The organism is uncultured Friedmanniella sp. (genome assembly GCF_964244285.1).
Taxonomy (GTDB): domain Bacteria; phylum Actinomycetota; class Actinomycetes; order Propionibacteriales; family Propionibacteriaceae; genus Microlunatus.
Map to the genome: position 1 here is coordinate 113,459 of NZ_CAXTHT010000007.1, position 15,177 is coordinate 128,635.

The following is a 15,177-nucleotide window of genomic DNA, read 5'->3' on the forward strand; positions in this document are numbered from 1 at the left end:
GAGCAGCATGAGCATCAGCGCAGTCAAGGATGGCGAGCAGCTGTCGTTCCGCCGCCCCAGCGGCATCCGGACGCTGACCAACTCCCTGGCCGGGGTCTACGTCGTGCTGGCCGCAGTGCTGGCCGTCATCCCGCTGGTCTGGGTGCTCTACACCGTGATCAGCAAGGGCTACCGACTCGTCCTCACCTCGTCGTGGTGGCTGCAGAGCCAGCGCGGCATCACCCCCCGCCGCGAGGGCGGTGGGGCGTACCACGCGATCGTCGGCACGATCGAGATCGGGCTGATCTGCGCGCTGATCGCCGTCCCGCTCGGCGTCCTGGGGGCGGTCTTCCTGATCGAGTACGCCCGCGGCACCAAGGTGGCCCGGGTGGTCAGCTTCACCGTCGACATCCTGAGCGGGATCCCCTCGATCGTCGCCGCCCTGTTCATCTACGCCCTGTTCATCACCGTCTTCGGCCTCGGCCGCTCGGTCATCGCCGTCTCCTGCGCGCTCGTGCTGCTGATGCTGCCCGTGGTGCTGCGCTCGACGGAGGAGATGCTCAAGCTGGTCCCGGACTCCCTGCGCGAGGCGTCCTACGCGCTCGGCGTACCGCGCTGGAAGACGATCCTCCGGGTGGTCATCCCGACCGCGTTCGGCGGCATCTCCACCGGCGTGGTCCTCGGCCTGGCCCGCGTGATGGGTGAGACGGCGCCGTTGCTGATCCTGGTGTCCTACGCGGTGGGCATCAACTTCTCCCCGTTCACCGGCACCATGGGCGCCCTGCCCACCATGATCAACGCCGGCCGCGACCAGGCGCCGACCCTGCCCGGCTACGAGCGCGTGTGGGCCGCCGCGCTCACCCTCATCCTGCTCGTCATGCTGCTCAACCTGCTCGCCCGGGTGATCGCCCGCGCCAGCAAACTGAAGGAGAAGTAACCCCATGGCCAAGCGCATCGACGTCCGCGACGTCGACATCTACTACGGCAGCTTCCACGCCGTCCAGGAGGTGTCGATGACCGTCGAGCCCCGGACCGTGACCGCCTTCATCGGCCCGTCCGGCTGCGGCAAGTCGACCTTCCTGCGCACGCTGAACCGCATGCACGAGGTCATCCCCGGCGCCCACGTCAAGGGCAGCATCACCCTCGACGGCACCGACCTCTACGGCTCGGGCGTCGACCCGGTGGCGGTCCGTCGGGTGGTCGGCATGGTCTTCCAGCGACCCAACCCGTTCCCCTCGATGTCCATCTTCGACAACGTCGCCTCGGGCCTGCGGCTCAACGGGGTCAAGAACAAGGTGGTGCTCAGCGAGGCCGTGGAGCGCTCGCTGGTGGCGGCCAACCTCTGGAACGAGGTCAAGGACCGGCTGGGCCGCGCCGGCATCGGGCTGTCCGGCGGTCAGCAACAGCGGCTGTGCATCGCCCGCGCCATCGCGGTCGAGCCGCAGGTGATCTTGATGGACGAGCCGTGCTCGGCCCTCGACCCGATCTCCACGCTGGCGATCGAGGACCTGATCGGTGAGCTGAAGGAGCGCTACACCGTGGTCATCGTGACCCACAACATGCAGCAGGCGGCCCGGGTCAGCGACCAGACCGCGTTCTTCAACCTGGCCGCCCAGGGCAAGCCCGGCCGGCTGATCGAGATCGGGTCGACCGAGAAGATCTTCTCCAACCCGACCGAGAAGGCGACCGAGGACTACATCACCGGCCGCTTCGGCTGAGCTGCCCGCCGGGCACAGGCCCCCGACATAGACTGCCCGGCGTGAGCGCGCAGGCTGGTTGGTACCCCGATCCAGGTGGCGGGAACGGCCTCTACCGTTACTGGGACGGCAAGGCCTGGTCCGCCGCCACGTCGCCCAACCCGAGCGCCCCCCCGCCCAGCCTCGGACTGGTCAACCCGGTAGCGCCGCCGGCCCCCACGCCAGCCGGTCAGGGCGGTCAGGGTTACGGCGGTCAGGGGTACGGCGGCCAGGGGTCGGCCTACGCGGCCTACCAGCAGACCACGAAGCGGCGTACCCCGTGGGGCTGGTGGCTCGCCGGCGGAGCGCTCGTCGTGGTGATCGTCGTGATCGCGGTGCTCGCCGTCCGTGCCACCACGGGTCTGGGCGCCGCCGCCTCGCCTCCCGGGGGTCAGGGCAGCCAGAACGCCTGCCCCCAACCCAAGGAGGAGACGGTCGAGCCCGGCCAGGACCCGAACGACGGCCGGGTGCACGGCGGGCCGCTCTCCTACCCCGAGCTGGACAGTCCCTGGGCGCTGCCGGCCCCTGACGACCGGGTGCCGTTCGGCACCGACGTGCGCGTCCAGACCGTGCTCGACCAGGCCGACTACGACGGCACGGGCAAGGGCCACGACTGGGTGGCCTCGGTCCTGGTGGCCGAGCTGCAGGCCGGTGACGGCTTCTTCAGTCCCGAGGACGGGTCGAAGATCGTCGTGAAGTGCATCCTGGGAACCTTCTACGGCCCCGCGGCGGTCACCAGTGACGTCACCGTGAACAAGGCGGCCACCATCGACGGGCACGACGCCTGGATCGTCGAGTCCGAGCTCCACTTCGACATCCCCGGGCTCAGGACCAAGGGCGAGCGGCTGATCGTGGCCATCGTCGCCACGGGGACCCGGTCGGGCCTCTTCTACGCCTCGATCCCCGACACCCAGCCGACGCTCCTGGAACCGGCCCGGCAGGCGCTGGCCCAGCTCACCGTCACCGAGTGAGGCTCGTCGTCGTGACGTGAGGGGCTCAGCAGCGAGCCAGGCCGCGCCGGGCCTTGAAGGCCAGCACCCGCGCGGCGCTCTCGTCGATCCGGGCCGCGAAGTCCGGGTCGCTCTTGGCTCGAGCCACCAAGGTCTTGGCCATCGACTGGGCCAGCGACGGGTCGGCCACGATGATCAGGTCGCCGCCGGCCTTCACGAAGCGCACGGCGCGCTGGGGGCCGGACACGTTGCTGACGCCCTTGGCGGCGAGGTCGTCGGAGATCACCACGCCGTCGAAGCCCAGGTCGCCGCGGATCATCTGGTCGATCACCGTCGAGGAGAAGACCGCCTGCTGCTTGGCGTCGATCTTGGTGTAGGTGGCCGAGGAGACCATCACCATGTCCACCCCGGCCTTGACGGCGGCCGAGAAGCCGGCCAGCGCCGGGTCCTTGCGGGTGGTGGCCCCGTCGACCACGCGGGCCTCGGTGTCGGTGTTGCCGCGCACCTGGCCAAGGCCCGGGAAGTGCTTGACCGCCGTGGCGAGGCCGGCGTTGTCCATCCCGGTGGTGAAGGCAGCGACCTTGCGGGCGACCACCGTGGGCGAGGACCCGTAGCCCCGGCGGAGCTGGCTGATCGGCTGGTTGACCGAGACCAGGCTGCGCGGGACGACGTCGGCCACCGGCGCCAGGTTCAGGTTGATGCCCGCCTTGTCCAGCTCCTCGCCCCACGTCTCGGCCTCGTCGGCCAGCTCGGCGTCGGGAAGCTCGGCCTGTCGGAAAGCCGAGGGGATGTCGCTGAAGCCCGAGCCGGCGAGCCGCTGCACGAGGCCGCCCTCCTGGTCGGCGGCGAGGACGACGTTCACCCGCTGCGGCCGGTCGGCTGCGCCCCGGACGTCGGCGACCACCTGCTGCGTGGCCGACATCCCCGCCTTGGAGTTGCCCAGCAGCAGCACGCTGCCGGCGTGGGTGCGGCCGATCATGGTGGCCCGTGACGACGTGAGGCCGGTGGAACTCACCGAGACCATCAGCAGCTGCCCCACCCGCTCGGACAGGCTCAGCTCACCCAGCAGGCCGGCACAGTCGGTCGGCTGAGGACCCACCGGGGTCGCGGTGGAGCTCGGAGACGGGCTGGGCGTCGCGGACGCGCCACCCGGCGACCGGGACGGCTCGGTCGAGCCGGAGTCCGAGCGGCCCGAGGACGGGGCGGGGGTGAGCGGACCGGAGCTGGTCGGGTTGCCGCCCGAGGTGGTGCAGGCGGCGAGTCCGAGCAGCACCACCGCGAGCGCCGGCACCACCAGCCGCACCGGCAGCGCCACCGAGGCCTGGGCGCGCCGGCGCCGGCCGTGACGACGTGATGCAGCAGGACCTGACCCAGCCACAGCTCACCTCCTGGTTCGGGGCGTCCACGCCGCGCGGTCCGTTGGCCGTACCGCAGACGTTCACCCTAAGGTGGGCCACACGCGCTTCCGGTGCACGTCGTGCCCGGAACACACCTGCGGGAGGACCCATGTCGAGCATCAGCGTAAGTCCCCGGACCCTGGCGGACGTGCTTCCGGGCGGCCTCGCCCGAAGTGTGGCCCTGGTGGCTGCTGGTGCGGTCCTCGTCGGGCTCGCCGCCCAGGTCTCGATCCCGCTGCCCTTCACTCCGGTACCGCTGTCGCTGTCGACCCTCGCGGTGATGCTCGTGGTCGCGGCCCTCGGAAGCCGCCGCGGCGTCGCGTCCATGGCGCTCTACGTGCTGCTCGGGGTCGCCGGGGTCCCGTGGTTCACCGCGCACCACAGTGGATGGGCGTTTGCCTCCTTCGGCTACGCGGTCGGCTTCGTCGTGGCGGCCTGGATCGTCGGTCGGCTGGCCGAGCGTGGCGCCGACCGGCACGTCCTGCGGACCGCCGGGGTGATGGTGCTGGGAAACCTCGCCATCTACGCGGTCGGCGTGCCCGGCCTGATGCTGATCGCCGGACTGCCGTTCGGCAAGGCCCTGCTGCTCGGCGTCGTGCCGTTCCTGATCGGCGACGCCCTGAAGATCCTCGTCGCCGCGGGCCTGCTGCCCGCCGCCTGGAAGCTGGTCGGCCAGCGCCGCTGACCTCGGTCTGAGTCCCCGCCGGCAGCCTGAGCGGCCAGCCGGACGGACCAGCATGCCCAGGATCAGGGCCGCTCGGAGCCGGACGTCGATCGGATTGGTCCTTTCATGAGACTGAGATAAGTCTTTTCTCGGACGAAAACGGTTCGATATCAATCCGGTTTCTGTTGGGTCTTCCCGCCCTTTCCTCGCCTAGGGTCTCGGTGCGTCAGACAGCGTCGGGGGAGCTGGGGGGCAGCCATTCTGCTGCCTCATTCCGTCCCCCCCGATCGGAGCAGTCATGTCCTTTTCCCCCACTCAACGCCGGCTCGCCGCGGCAGGCTCGCTGGCCCTCGCCGCGACCGTCGCCCTCGCCACACCGGCGCCCGCCCAGGCCGCCGGCTCCCGCGCCTACAGCGGATCCGCCTACGGCTCCACAGCCAAGGTCGGCAGCCTCGTCAACTCCGGCAAGACCTCTTCCGTCGGGCTCTGCACGACGACTGCCCCGAAGTCCGCCAGCAACAACACCGCCAAGATCGTCCTGCCCGGCGTCGGCCGGATCGGAGCGGCCACCACCAAGGTCACGACCTCGAAGAGCAGTGGCCAGCTGACGACCAGCACCACCACGACCGGGTCGACGTCGCTCGTCGGTGACCTGGTCCAGGCGTCGGCCATCACGAGCACGGCCAAGGTCAAGTACTCCTCCGCCGGCTACACCCGCGCAGCCTCCACCGTGTTCACCAATCTCCGGGTGGCGGGCACCAGCGTGACCGCCAGGCCGGGGGTGGACACCATCATCAGCATCCCCGACGTGGCGACCGTCCGCATCAACGGCCAGAGCACCTCCACGACCAACGGCGCACACAGCATCACCGTCACCGGACTACGGATCACGCTTCTCGCGGGTAACCGGCTGGGCCTGCCGACCGGTGACATCGTCGTCGGGGTGGCCACCAGCGACCTGCGCGACCCGGTGCACCGCCTGGCCTCCGGCGCGGCCTACGGCACGCTGGTGAACGTGGCGGGCGTGGTCAAGTCCGGCGCGACAGCAGCGGTCGGCCAGCCCTGCGCGGGCAGCAACGGCGTCACCCTGACCAACTCGGTGGACTCGACCACGCTCGGCTCGGCCCTGCACGTCGGGGCGGTGCGGAGCGCGACCAAGAGCACGGACACCTCCGCTAAGACGCTTTCCGTCGCGACGAACACCGTGGCGGGCATCGACCTCCTCGACGGTGTCGTCACGATCGACGCCGTCGAGGCCAAGGCCGCGACCACCGCGAAAGGCACGAGCACCCCGTCCAGCTCCTCGTCCGGGACCAAGGTCGTCGGGCTCAAGGTCAACGGCGTCAGCCGTACGGTGAGCACCGCGGAGAACACCAGTATCAACATCGCCGGCGTCGGCACGCTCTACCTGCACCGCGCCCTGCGGACCAGCACCGGCATCCAGGTCTACGCCGTCCAGCTGAAGCTCAGCACGGCGTCCCAGGGCCTCGGCGTCGGCACCGTCATCACCGTCGGCTCGGCGAAGACGGGCGTCGCCGCTCACTAGACCAGGGCTCCCACCAGGGCGGACGTGCTCCGCCACCCCCTACTGCGCGCTGCCGGCTCGTCGACGAGCCGGCAGCGCGTTTCTGCGTGCCCCGAGCCTGACGGGCCGAGCAGGAAAGCCATTTCTTTTCGGAGCCGAAACCACCCTGGATTGGTCTTTCTTGAGGCATCTTTTACGCAGTTTTGCCCTTGGCTACGGTTTGGTCTCGCTTTGATTCTTTGCATTTTTAAGCCGCCACGAATGTCCTATGTTCTGTCCTGTTCGCGGCTACCGGGGGGAGCCAAGCGGCGCCAAAAACACTCATTCCCACCCCGATCGGAGAGCACCGTGTCCACCTCCCCCACCCGCCGCATCCTCGCCGTGACCAGCGCCTCGACCGTGGCCGCCGCGCTGGCCATGACGATGCCGCTACCCGCCCAGGCCGCGACCACGACGTACGACGCCTTCAGCGGCTCGGCCTACGTCTCCGTAGTCACCCTCGGCCCGATCACCTCGGGCGCGAGTGCCGTGTCGTCGGTCTGCACCACCAACAAGGACCTCACCCGCACCAACACCGTCGCCAAGCTCTCCGTGCCGCTGCTCGGCAACGTCGGCGCCGGGAACACCCAGGTGACGACCTCGGGGTCCGGCAGCTCCGGCGCCACCACCGCGACCACCACCATCGCCGGCACGTCCCTGCTGGGCGGTCTGGTCTCGGCCAGCGCGATCACCTCCTCAGCCAAGGTCTCCCACACCGGCGACACCTACACCAACACCGCCAGCAGCACCTTCACCGGTCTGAAGATCGCCGGCCGCTCCGTCACCGTCAAGCCGACCGGGGTGACCACGGTCAGCATCCCCGGCATCGCGAGCGTCGTCCTCAACAACCAGAAGGTCGCCAGCGCGGCCGGCAACCACACCCTCGGGGTGATCGCCATGCGGGTCAACGTGCTCAAGGGCAACCCGCTGGGCCTGGCGAGCGGGACCGTCATCGTCGGCGTCGCGAACGCCGGGCTGCGGGACACCATCTTCCACAAGCCCGCCGCCTCGGCCTACGGGACCCAGATCGACGTGGCCGGCGTCGTCAGCGCGGGCAAGACCGCTTCGGTGGGGCTGCCCTGCGGCGGTCTGACCGACGTCACCAAGTCCTCCAACCTGGCCGGGGTCGACGTCCCCGGGGTTCTCAAGGTCGGTGCGCTGACCACGAAGGTCTCCAGCACCGACACCGCCTCGAGCACCACGGCCAACGCCAGCGCCGAGATCGGCGCCACCAGCCTGCTGGGTGGCGTCATCAGCGTCGACGCGATCACGGCGGCCTCCAGCTCCACCCGGAAGGGGACCAAGGTCACCACCACCTCCGAAGGCACCCAGGTGCTGGGCCTGAAGATCAACGGCGTCGACCAGACCACCGCCGACGTGGCCGAGAACAGCACGATCGACATCGACGGGGTGGGCACCCTCTACCTGCGCCGGGCCGTACGCTCGGGCAGCAGCCTCCAGGTGTACGCCCTCCAGCTGAAGCTGGACACTGCCCAGCTGGGGCTCGCCGCCGGCACCACGCTGACGGTCGGCTCGGCCTACGCCGCGGTCACCGCCTACTGACCGCACCACCACACCAAGGCCGATGAGCGGCCGGCTCGGGCGCCCGAGCCGGCCGCTCGTCACGTCTCGAGCCGGGTTCAGCCCAGCCCGAGCAGGGCGTTCTCGATCACCTCGGCCATCGCCGGGTGGATCCAGTACTGCCCCTGCGCGACCTCGGCCGCGGTCTGGCCGAAGCTCATCGCCTGGATCAGCGGCTGGATCAGCGACGAGGCGTCGGGTCCGATCAGGTGGGCCCCCAACAGCCGGCCGGAGGCGCGGTCGCCGACCAGCTTGACGAAGTGGTCGGTGTCCTCCATCGCCCAGCCGTAGGCCACGTCGCCGTACGCCTGCCGGGCGACGGTGTAGTCCAGCCCCTGCTCGCGGGCCTCCTGCTCGGTCAGGCCCACCGCGGCGACCTGCGGGGAGGAGAAGACGGCGTGCGGAACGAACCGGTGGTCGCTCTCGTGCAGGTCGTCGGGGTGCAGCAGGTTGTGCTGGACCACCCGGGCCTCGTGGTTGGCCACGTGCTTGAGCTGGTGGTGGGAGGAGACGTCGCCGAGGGCGAAGACATGGGAGGCCGTGGTGCGCTGGTGGGCGTCGACCACCACGTAGCCCTCGGCGTCGACGTCGACCCCGGCGGCCTCGAGGTGCAGGGTGTCGGCGTTGGGCCGTCGGCCGGTGGCGATGAGCAGGACGTCGACGGTCAGCTCGTGCTCCCCGTCTGCGTCCACCACGGTGGCCCTCACGCCGCCACCCTCGGCCGGTCGCACCTGCCGCAGCGCAGCCTCGGTCCGCAGGTCGACCCGGGAGGCCATCAGCTCGGTGAACCGGGTGGAGACGTCGTCGTCCTCGCGCCGGAGCAGCTTCTCGCTCCGGCTGAGCACGGTCACCCGGCTGCCGTAGGAGGCGAAGATGTGGGAGAACTCGGCGGCGATGTACCCGCCGCCGACGATCAACACCGAGCGCGGCAGGTCCGGCAGCCGCATCACGGTGTCCGAGGTGTGGTAGGTCACCGAGTCGAGGCCGGGGACGTCGGGCAGCACGGGCCGGCTGCCCGCCGCGAGGACGAAGCGGTCCGCGGTGATGGTCTCCGCGCCGACCTGGAGAGCATGCTCGCCGACGAAGTGGGCCGACTCCTGGTAGACGGTGACGTTGTCGTTGCGCTGGCGCCACGTGAGCCCACCGGCCGAGATCGGGTCGATCCGGCCGAAGATGCGGTCCCGGATCTCGGCCCAGTGCACCGCCGCCAACTCGAGGTCCACCCCCAGCCGGTGCGCGTGGGCGGGGCTGAGAGCCAGATCGGCGGGGTGCACGAACATCTTGGTCGGGATGCAGCCGACGTTCAGGCAGGTGCCGCCGAAGGTGCCCTTGTCGACCAGGGCGACCGAGGTGTCGGCGAAGCGTTCGTCGACGATCGAGTTGCCGGAGCCGGAGCCGATGATGGCGAGGTCGTAATGCTGCACCCCGCCATGCTGCCAGGCGGCCCCAGCCGCCCCGTTCCCCTAGCCCGTCGAAGGGCCCGACCGGTCAGCTCAGACCTCGACGCCGAGGGGCACGCTGATCCCGAGCCCGCTGCGGGTCTCGCGACCGTAGTGGCCGATCTCCCGGGCCAGGTCCAGCGGTCGGGTCGTCATCGAGGTGTCCGGCGCCAACAGGTGGGCGGGGACCAGCCAGACGATCTCGAACTCGATCCCGTCCGGGTCCCGCCCGTAGAGGGACTTGGTGGTGCCGTGGTCCGACAGCCCGGTCAGCGCATCGGCCGACGCCAGGTCGAGCTGAAGCTGCTCGAGGTCGCCGAGGGTGCTGACCTCCCAGGCCAGGTGGTAGAGCCCGACGGTGGAGCGGCCCGCGGGGCTGGACGCAGCCTGAGTGCCCATGGCGAAGAGGCCGAGGTCGTGGTCGTTGGTGGAGTCCCGCGCACGCAGGAACGAGGCCTGCCCCGCCATGCCGGCGACCACGGTGAAGCCGAGCACCTCGGTGTAGAAGCGCACCGAGCGGTCGAGGTCGGCGATGAAGAGGACGGCGTGGTTGAGCCGCTGGATGGCCATGAGTGCCCCTGGGGTAGTGATTGAAGGTTCAAGTAAGTGTAGCGTGACTCCCGGACCCAGCACCAGCAGGATGGGGCCAGCACCGGGAGCGGCAACCGGTGCTGGACTCGGACCCAGAGACGGAGAGCAACGATGAGCGACGGGACCGGCCGCCCGCAGCCGCCGCGGATGACCCGCGCGCTGACCTTCCTGTTCGCCGTCGCGGGTGGGGCGGCGGTCGGGAACCTCTACTGGTCGCAGCCGCTGCTGGACACGATCGCCACGGACCTGCACGCCTCCACCGCCGCAGCCGGCTGGCTGGTCACCGCCACCCAGCTCGGCTACGCGGCGGGGATCCTGCTGGTGGTGCCGCTCGGCGACGTCACGAACCGGCGTCGGCTGCTGCTGGTGATGATGCTGTGCGCCGTGGCCGCCCTCCTCCTCTGCGCACTGGCTCCGACGATGGGCCTGCTGCTGGCGGCGATCACCCTGCTCGGCCTGACCACCGTCGGCGGGCAGATCCTGACCCCGCTCGCCGGGGACCTCGCCGACGACGGTTCCCGCGGGCAGGTGGTGGGGACGGTGGCCTCCGGCATCCTCACCGGGATCCTCGTCTCGCGGACCCTCAGCGGCCTGGTGGCCGAGGTCGCCGGCTGGCGGGCCATCTACGTGCTCGCGGCCGTCGTCGACGTCGTCCTGGCCGCGCTGCTCTACCGGGCCGTCCCCCCGCTCTCGCCCAAGACCAAGCTGGCCTACCCGAGGCTGATCGCCTCCGTGGGTGCGGTGGTGGTGCGCGAACGCACGGTGCGGTGGACGCTGGTCCTCGCCGGCATCTCCTTCGGGGTGTTCACCATGTTCTGGACCTCGCTGACCTTCCTGCTCAGCGGGCCGCCGTTCTCCTACCCCGTCTCCGTGATCGGTCTCTTCGGGCTGGTCGGCCTGGCCGGGGCCATCGCCGCCCAGCGCGCCGGTCGGCTGCACGACCGCGGCTGGTCCCTCCCAGCCACCGGCATCGGCTGGGCGCTGGCCCTGCTCGCGTTCCTGCTCGCTCTGGTGGGCGGCCGCTCGGTGGTGCTGATCGTGCTGGCCATCCTGGTGCTGGACGTCGCCATCCAGGGGGTCAACATCCTCAACCAGACGCGAATCTTCGCCGTCTCGGCCGAGGCGCGGAGCAGGCTCAACACGGCCTTCGTGACCAACAACTTCATCGGTGGCGCCGTCGGCTCCGCGGCCGCCACCGTGCTGTGGTCCGTCGGTGGCTGGACGGCCGTCACCACAGCCGGCGCCGGCCTCAGCGTCGTGGCCCTGGTGGTCTGGGCGATCGCCCGTCGCGGCCCCTTGCGGACCGAGCCCGTCGCCCGCTCGTGAGCACGACGAGATTGCCTGCATTTCCTATCGTGAGACAGGGGTTTGCCTGCCCGGGTCGGCTCGGTTACGGTCAGGCCAGGTCATGAGTGCCAGCACGTAGCCCCGGCTCGCTGGCCAGCAACCCTCCGCGACGGTTGGGGTGCTCCGGGTGAAGACCAGGCCCGCGTCCTCCCGGACGCCGGCAAACCTGTCGTCCGACTTCCGAGGGAACCCTGGTGACCCTTCACCTGCACGGCCGCATCCACGTCGACCTGCAACGCACCGCGAGTGCGGGCTGTCGACGCATGCCGACCTCCGCCTGAGCTCTGCTCCCCTTCCTTCCCACCCTCGCCGGCTCGCCACTCGATGGCGGCGCCGCACCCCAGGAGTCCCGCATGCCTTCGTCCACGTCCCCACTCGGCCAGATCGCCCAGCGGCTCGCCGCCCGTACCGACCTCTGGCAACCCCTCGTCCGCTATGACGCCCAGAACCGCTTCTACACCCGGCTCGCGGCGGAACCCGACTACGAGGCGTGGCTGTTGACCTGGCTGCCCGGCCAGGGCACCCTCTGGCACGACCACGGCGGCAGCGCCGGGGCCTTCGCCACCGTCCAGGGCACGCTCACCGAGCGCCACGCCGTTCCCGTGGGCGACGGCACCGCCCGGATCGCCGCCGGAGAGCGTCGGCTGAGCGACGCGGCGGTCCGCCCGTTCGGCCGCCAGCACATCCACCAGGTCGTCAACGCTGAGCTTTTACCAGCCGTCAGCGTGCATGTCTACGCCCCGTCACTGAGCGAGATGAACGAGTACGAAGCCCACGGGTCGCTGCTATCGTTGACTCGATCACAACTGGCCGGGGTGAATTGGTGAGCATCCTCGTCCCGCCAGCCACCACGACCCGCACCGGTCGCAAGACCATCCACGAAGTGCTGGAATCGGCCCGGGGGCGCCTCCAAAGGCTCACCCCAGCACAGGCCCGGATTCTCTGGGGCACCGGTGCGGTCGTGGTGGACATCCGTCCCGCGGCTCAGCGCGACGTCGAAGGTGATCTTCCCGGCGCCCTGCTGATCGAGCGCAACGTGCTCGAGTGGCGCTTCGACCCCGCCAGCGACGCGGCCCTACCGATCGCCTCGTACGACCTGCCGGTGATCGTCCTCTGCCAGGAGGGCTACACCTCCAGCCTCGCCGCTGTGGCCCTGCAGGACCTCGGCGTCTGGCGCGCCACCGACGTCATCGGCGGTTACGCCGCCTGGCGGTCCCTGCTCTGACCGAGTTGTCAGAACTCAGTTGTCCTCCGGGGCAGCTGAGTTCTGACAACTCGGGGGGGGGAAAAGGGTCAGACGCCGGCGTAGGAGTGCAGGCCCGAGACCAGCAGGTTGATGCCCACGAAGTTGAACCAGAACGACGCGAGGCCCACGATCGCGATCCCGGCGGCCTTGCTGCCCCGCCAGCCGGCCGTCGAGCGGGCGTGCAGGTAGCAGGCGTAGATCACCCAGGTGACCAAGGCCCAGGTCTCCTTGGGGTCCCAGCCCCAGTACCGACCCCAGGCGTACTCGGCCCAGATGGAGCCGGCGGCGACGGTGAAGGTCCACAGCGGGAACGCGAAGGCGTGGAAGCGGTAGGCGAGCAGGTCGACCCGCCGAGACGTCGGCAGCAGCGCGAGGTAGCCCTTGACGGTGCCCCGGTCCTCGGCCCGCTTCTTCAGCAGGTACAAAATCGACAGCAACCCGCCCACGTTGTACGCCGCGCCCGAGATGGCGGCGGCCACGATGTGGATCAGGAACCAGACCGAGTGCAGCGCCGGCACGAGCGGGGCAACGGCGACGTAGAAGACGGTGACCGCCAGGCCGTTGCCGACGGCAGCCAGCAGCGTCACGGGCAGGCCCAGCCAACGCAGGCCCGAGCGCCAGACCATGACCAGGTACACCGCGACGATGAACACCATCGCCAAGGTGGTGAACTCGAACATGTTGCCCCACGGCGCCCGGCCCGCGGCCAGGCCTCGGAGCAGCACGCCGCCCACACTGAGCGCGAGCCCGAACACGGTCAGCGCGACGCCCATCCGGCCGAACTGCTCGACCCGCTGCGAGCTCGCCGCCGTGGCCGGCTCGGCGGGGGCGGTGGACCGCGGGACGGCCCGGGTCCGGGGAGCGTCGACGGTGTCGTAGACGGCCTCACCGCGCGCCCCGACGCTGGCCAGCTCGCGCTCGGGCTCGGCCACCGTGCCGACGCTGCGGGCGGCCGCCCACTCGGCGGCGTGGGCGAACATCGCCAGCGCGTAGACCACCACCGACGTCACGAACACGACGTTCGACAGGTACTCGTATCTCATCGGTCTGCCTTCTGGCTGAGGTCGCTTGCGGGGTCTGGAGCAACTGGTCCTGCTGAGGGTTCGCCGGCGTCGTCCTCGCCGGATGCGTGCGGTCCTGCGTCGGGGGGCGGTCCCGTGTCCGGGGGCGAGCCCGACAGCTCGGCGGCGAACTCGGCGACGTCCTCGCTCAGCCCACCCCGGGCGTCGGCACGGTCCAGGCCGCCGACCTCGACCATCAACGTCGCGCCGTCACCCTTGCTGGTCCGCACCCAGATCCGGCGCGGCCGCACGAACAGCGACAGGCAGAGCCCGAAGACGGCGAAGCCGATGGCGATGAGCGAGATGGGAGCGCCCGGCGCGTCACCGACCTGCAGCTTGACCCAGCGGTCCCAGCCGTCCATCTTCAGGGTGCCGAGCCCGTTGGGGAGCGTGACCGTCTCACCCGTCCGCAGGGCGAAGCGCAGCGGGGTGCCCTTCGCGTCCTTCATCTGGGTCATGCCGGTGGTGTCGAGGGAGTAGACGTTCTCCGGCGCGCCGGTCTCGGCCTTGGGCGGGCCGTACCAGCCGTTGAGGAACAGCGCCGGGTTGATCGCGTCCGGGAAGCCGGAGGTAGGGGCCGCGCTGGACCCGTCCGAAACGGCGGTGGGCAGGAAGAAGCCCTCGAACGCGATCCGCTGCGGCCGCGCGTCGTAGGCCTTGATCGCGCCCGCCGAGGTGAAGTTGCCGTCCTGGGGCAGGAAGACCACCGGTCCGGAGAAGGTGACCTTGCCGTTGCCGTCGGTGATGGTCACCCGGGGGGCGTAGCCGTGGCCGATCAGGTGCACCGTGGTGCCGTCGATGGTCAGCGGGTGGTTGACCTCGAGGGTCTTGGTCACCGGCGCCTCACCGGGAGCCTCGGTCACCTCGACGACGGCCTTGAACAGCCGGGCCGCGCCGCGCTGCACCGCCCCGGTCTCGAACCGGACGTCGAAGCTCTTGACCAGCACGCTGAAGGGCACCAGCTGGGAGTCGGAGAAGGCGGCCCCGGCCGACAGGTCGTCGTACTGGGTGACGGTGTTGGCGAAGCCCTGGCCGGTGACCACGACGGCGCTGCCGCGGAAGCCGTACAGGCTGCCGATGGCCACCCCGAGCAGCACGAACAGCAGGCTGATGTGGAAGACGAGGTTGCCGGCCTCGCGCAGGTAGCCGCGCTCGGCCGCGACCGAGTCCTCGCGCAGGTCCACCCGGTAACGCTGCCGGCGCAGGCTGGTCGCCGCTCGTTCGAGCACGGCGGCAGAGTCCTCGTCGGCGCCGGTGCCGGCCACCGGCGCGCTGCGGTACGCGGGCAGCCGGGACAGGTAGCGGGGCGTCCGCGGTGGCCGGCTGCGCAGCGCCCGGGCGTAGACGCCGACCCGGGGCACGATGCAGCCGATCAGGGACAGGAAGAGCAACAGGTAGATCGCGGAGAACCACGGCGAGGTGTACACGTGGAAGACGCCGAGCTTGTCATAGATCGGCCCGAGCGTGGGGTGGTCGGTGAGGAACTCCGAGACCCGGACGGGTGAGATGTTCTGTTGGGGTACCAGCGACCCGGGGACGGCCGCCACGGCGAGGGCGAACAGCAGCACCAGCGCCGTGCGCATCGAGGTCAGCTGAGTCCAGACGAACCGGGCGCCGCCGCG

Annotated in this window: 15 protein-coding genes and 1 riboswitch; of the genes, 10 read left to right on the forward strand and 5 right to left on the reverse strand. The window is 70.5% G+C overall.

Features of this window, described 5'->3' with window-relative positions; translation table 11 throughout:
- Positions 1-7 precede the first annotated feature (7 nt).
- From pstA to ACFE7W_RS16395, 3 genes are read left to right on the forward strand one after another with little or no spacing between them, the layout of a single operon-like run.
- Positions 8-916, forward strand: a complete 909-nt coding sequence (gene pstA / locus ACFE7W_RS16385; protein WP_375425889.1) for a phosphate ABC transporter permease PstA — start codon at positions 8-10, stop codon at positions 914-916.
- Positions 917-920: 4 nt separating this feature from the next.
- Positions 921-1,697, forward strand: a complete 777-nt coding sequence (gene pstB, locus ACFE7W_RS16390; protein WP_375425890.1) for a phosphate ABC transporter ATP-binding protein PstB — start codon at positions 921-923, stop codon at positions 1,695-1,697.
- 41 nt (positions 1,698-1,738) lie between these two features.
- Positions 1,739-2,686, forward strand: a complete 948-nt coding sequence (locus tag ACFE7W_RS16395; protein ID WP_375425891.1) for a DUF2510 domain-containing protein — start codon at positions 1,739-1,741, stop codon at positions 2,684-2,686.
- A 25-nt stretch (positions 2,687-2,711) separates the two neighbouring features.
- Here the strand turns inward: ACFE7W_RS16395 and ACFE7W_RS16400 are convergent, their stop codons facing one another.
- On the reverse strand, positions 2,712-3,980 hold the full coding sequence (locus ACFE7W_RS16400; protein WP_375425892.1) for a glycoside hydrolase family 3 N-terminal domain-containing protein: 1,269 nt from the start codon (positions 3,978-3,980) through the stop codon (positions 2,712-2,714).
- 191 nt (positions 3,981-4,171) lie between these two features.
- On the opposite strand from ACFE7W_RS16400, the gene ACFE7W_RS16405 reads away from it, so the two are divergent.
- The 3 genes from ACFE7W_RS16405 (at position 4,172) to ACFE7W_RS16415 (ending at position 7,853) form a co-directional block, all read left to right on the forward strand.
- Positions 4,172-4,747, forward strand: a complete 576-nt coding sequence (locus ACFE7W_RS16405; RefSeq protein ID WP_375425893.1) for a biotin transporter BioY — start codon at positions 4,172-4,174, stop codon at positions 4,745-4,747.
- Positions 4,748-5,024: 277 nt separating this feature from the next.
- On the forward strand, positions 5,025-6,272 hold the full coding sequence (locus tag ACFE7W_RS16410; protein WP_375425894.1) for a choice-of-anchor P family protein: 1,248 nt from the start codon (positions 5,025-5,027) through the stop codon (positions 6,270-6,272).
- Between the two features lie 327 nt (positions 6,273-6,599).
- Complete coding sequence (locus ACFE7W_RS16415; RefSeq protein WP_375425895.1) at positions 6,600-7,853, forward strand: choice-of-anchor P family protein; 1,254 nt, start codon at positions 6,600-6,602, stop codon at positions 7,851-7,853.
- 77 nt (positions 7,854-7,930) lie between these two features.
- Here ACFE7W_RS16415 and ACFE7W_RS16420 read toward each other — a convergent pair whose 3' ends face one another.
- Positions 7,931-9,295 (reverse strand): mycothione reductase, encoded by a 1,365-nt coding sequence (locus ACFE7W_RS16420; RefSeq protein ID WP_375425896.1) that lies wholly within the window; start codon positions 9,293-9,295, stop codon positions 7,931-7,933.
- A gap of 69 nt (positions 9,296-9,364) precedes the next feature.
- A complete protein-coding gene (locus ACFE7W_RS16425) occupies positions 9,365-9,880 on the reverse strand; it encodes a VOC family protein (protein WP_375425897.1) in 516 nt (171 codons plus the stop codon).
- Positions 9,881-10,012: 132 nt separating this feature from the next.
- Here ACFE7W_RS16425 and ACFE7W_RS16430 point away from each other — a divergent pair, with 132 nt between their 5' ends.
- From ACFE7W_RS16430 to ACFE7W_RS16445, 4 genes are all read left to right on the forward strand, one after another.
- The gene (locus ACFE7W_RS16430) at positions 10,013-11,227 is read left to right on the forward strand and encodes an MFS transporter (protein WP_375425898.1); all 1,215 of its coding nucleotides are present in this window, start codon (positions 10,013-10,015) and stop codon (positions 11,225-11,227) included.
- 78 nt (positions 11,228-11,305) lie between these two features.
- Positions 11,306-11,421: riboswitch (SAM riboswitch) on the forward strand.
- A 21-nt stretch (positions 11,422-11,442) separates the two neighbouring features.
- Entirely contained in the window at positions 11,443-11,529 is an 87-nt protein-coding gene (locus ACFE7W_RS16435; protein WP_375425942.1) for a putative leader peptide, read from the forward strand.
- A 72-nt stretch (positions 11,530-11,601) separates the two neighbouring features.
- Positions 11,602-12,075 carry a cysteine dioxygenase family protein gene (locus ACFE7W_RS16440; RefSeq protein ID WP_375425899.1) on the forward strand — a complete coding sequence of 158 codons (474 nt, stop codon included), beginning with the start codon at positions 11,602-11,604 and terminating at the stop codon, positions 12,073-12,075.
- Positions 12,072-12,473 (forward strand): rhodanese-like domain-containing protein, encoded by a 402-nt coding sequence (locus tag ACFE7W_RS16445; RefSeq protein ID WP_375425900.1) that lies wholly within the window; start codon positions 12,072-12,074, stop codon positions 12,471-12,473. The genes ACFE7W_RS16440 and ACFE7W_RS16445 overlap by 4 nt, the downstream gene beginning before the upstream one ends.
- Before the next feature lie 68 nt (positions 12,474-12,541).
- Here the strand turns inward: ACFE7W_RS16445 and ccsB are convergent, their stop codons facing one another.
- Positions 12,542-13,537, reverse strand: a complete 996-nt coding sequence (ccsB, locus tag ACFE7W_RS16450; protein WP_375425901.1) for a c-type cytochrome biogenesis protein CcsB — start codon at positions 13,535-13,537, stop codon at positions 12,542-12,544.
- Entirely contained in the window at positions 13,534-15,138 is a 1,605-nt protein-coding gene (locus tag ACFE7W_RS16455) for a cytochrome c biogenesis protein ResB (protein ID WP_375425943.1), read from the reverse strand. Before ACFE7W_RS16455 ends, ccsB begins: the two co-directional genes overlap by 4 nt.
- Between the last annotated feature and the right edge of the window lie 39 nt (positions 15,139-15,177).

Bases quoted from the DNA above. Each gene is read 5' to 3' on its own strand.
- pstA (WP_375425889.1), top strand. From the start codon at position 8: ATGAGCATCAGCGCAGTCAAGGATGGCGAGCAGCTGTCGTTCCGCCGC.
- pstB (WP_375425890.1), top strand. From the start codon at position 921: ATGGCCAAGCGCATCGACGTCCGCGACGTCGACATCTACTACGGCAGC.
- ACFE7W_RS16405 (WP_375425893.1), top strand. From the start codon at position 4,172: ATGTCGAGCATCAGCGTAAGTCCCCGGACCCTGGCGGACGTGCTTCCG.
- ACFE7W_RS16410 (WP_375425894.1), top strand. From the start codon at position 5,025: ATGTCCTTTTCCCCCACTCAACGCCGGCTCGCCGCGGCAGGCTCGCTG.
- ACFE7W_RS16425 (WP_375425897.1), bottom strand. From the start codon at position 9,880: ATGGCCATCCAGCGGCTCAACCACGCCGTCCTCTTCATCGCCGACCTC.
- ACFE7W_RS16430 (WP_375425898.1), top strand. From the start codon at position 10,013: ATGAGCGACGGGACCGGCCGCCCGCAGCCGCCGCGGATGACCCGCGCG.
- ACFE7W_RS16440 (WP_375425899.1), top strand. From the start codon at position 11,602: ATGCCTTCGTCCACGTCCCCACTCGGCCAGATCGCCCAGCGGCTCGCC.
- ccsB (WP_375425901.1), bottom strand. From the start codon at position 13,537: ATGAGATACGAGTACCTGTCGAACGTCGTGTTCGTGACGTCGGTGGTG.
- ACFE7W_RS16455 (WP_375425943.1), bottom strand. From the start codon at position 15,138: ATGCGCACGGCGCTGGTGCTGCTGTTCGCCCTCGCCGTGGCGGCCGTC.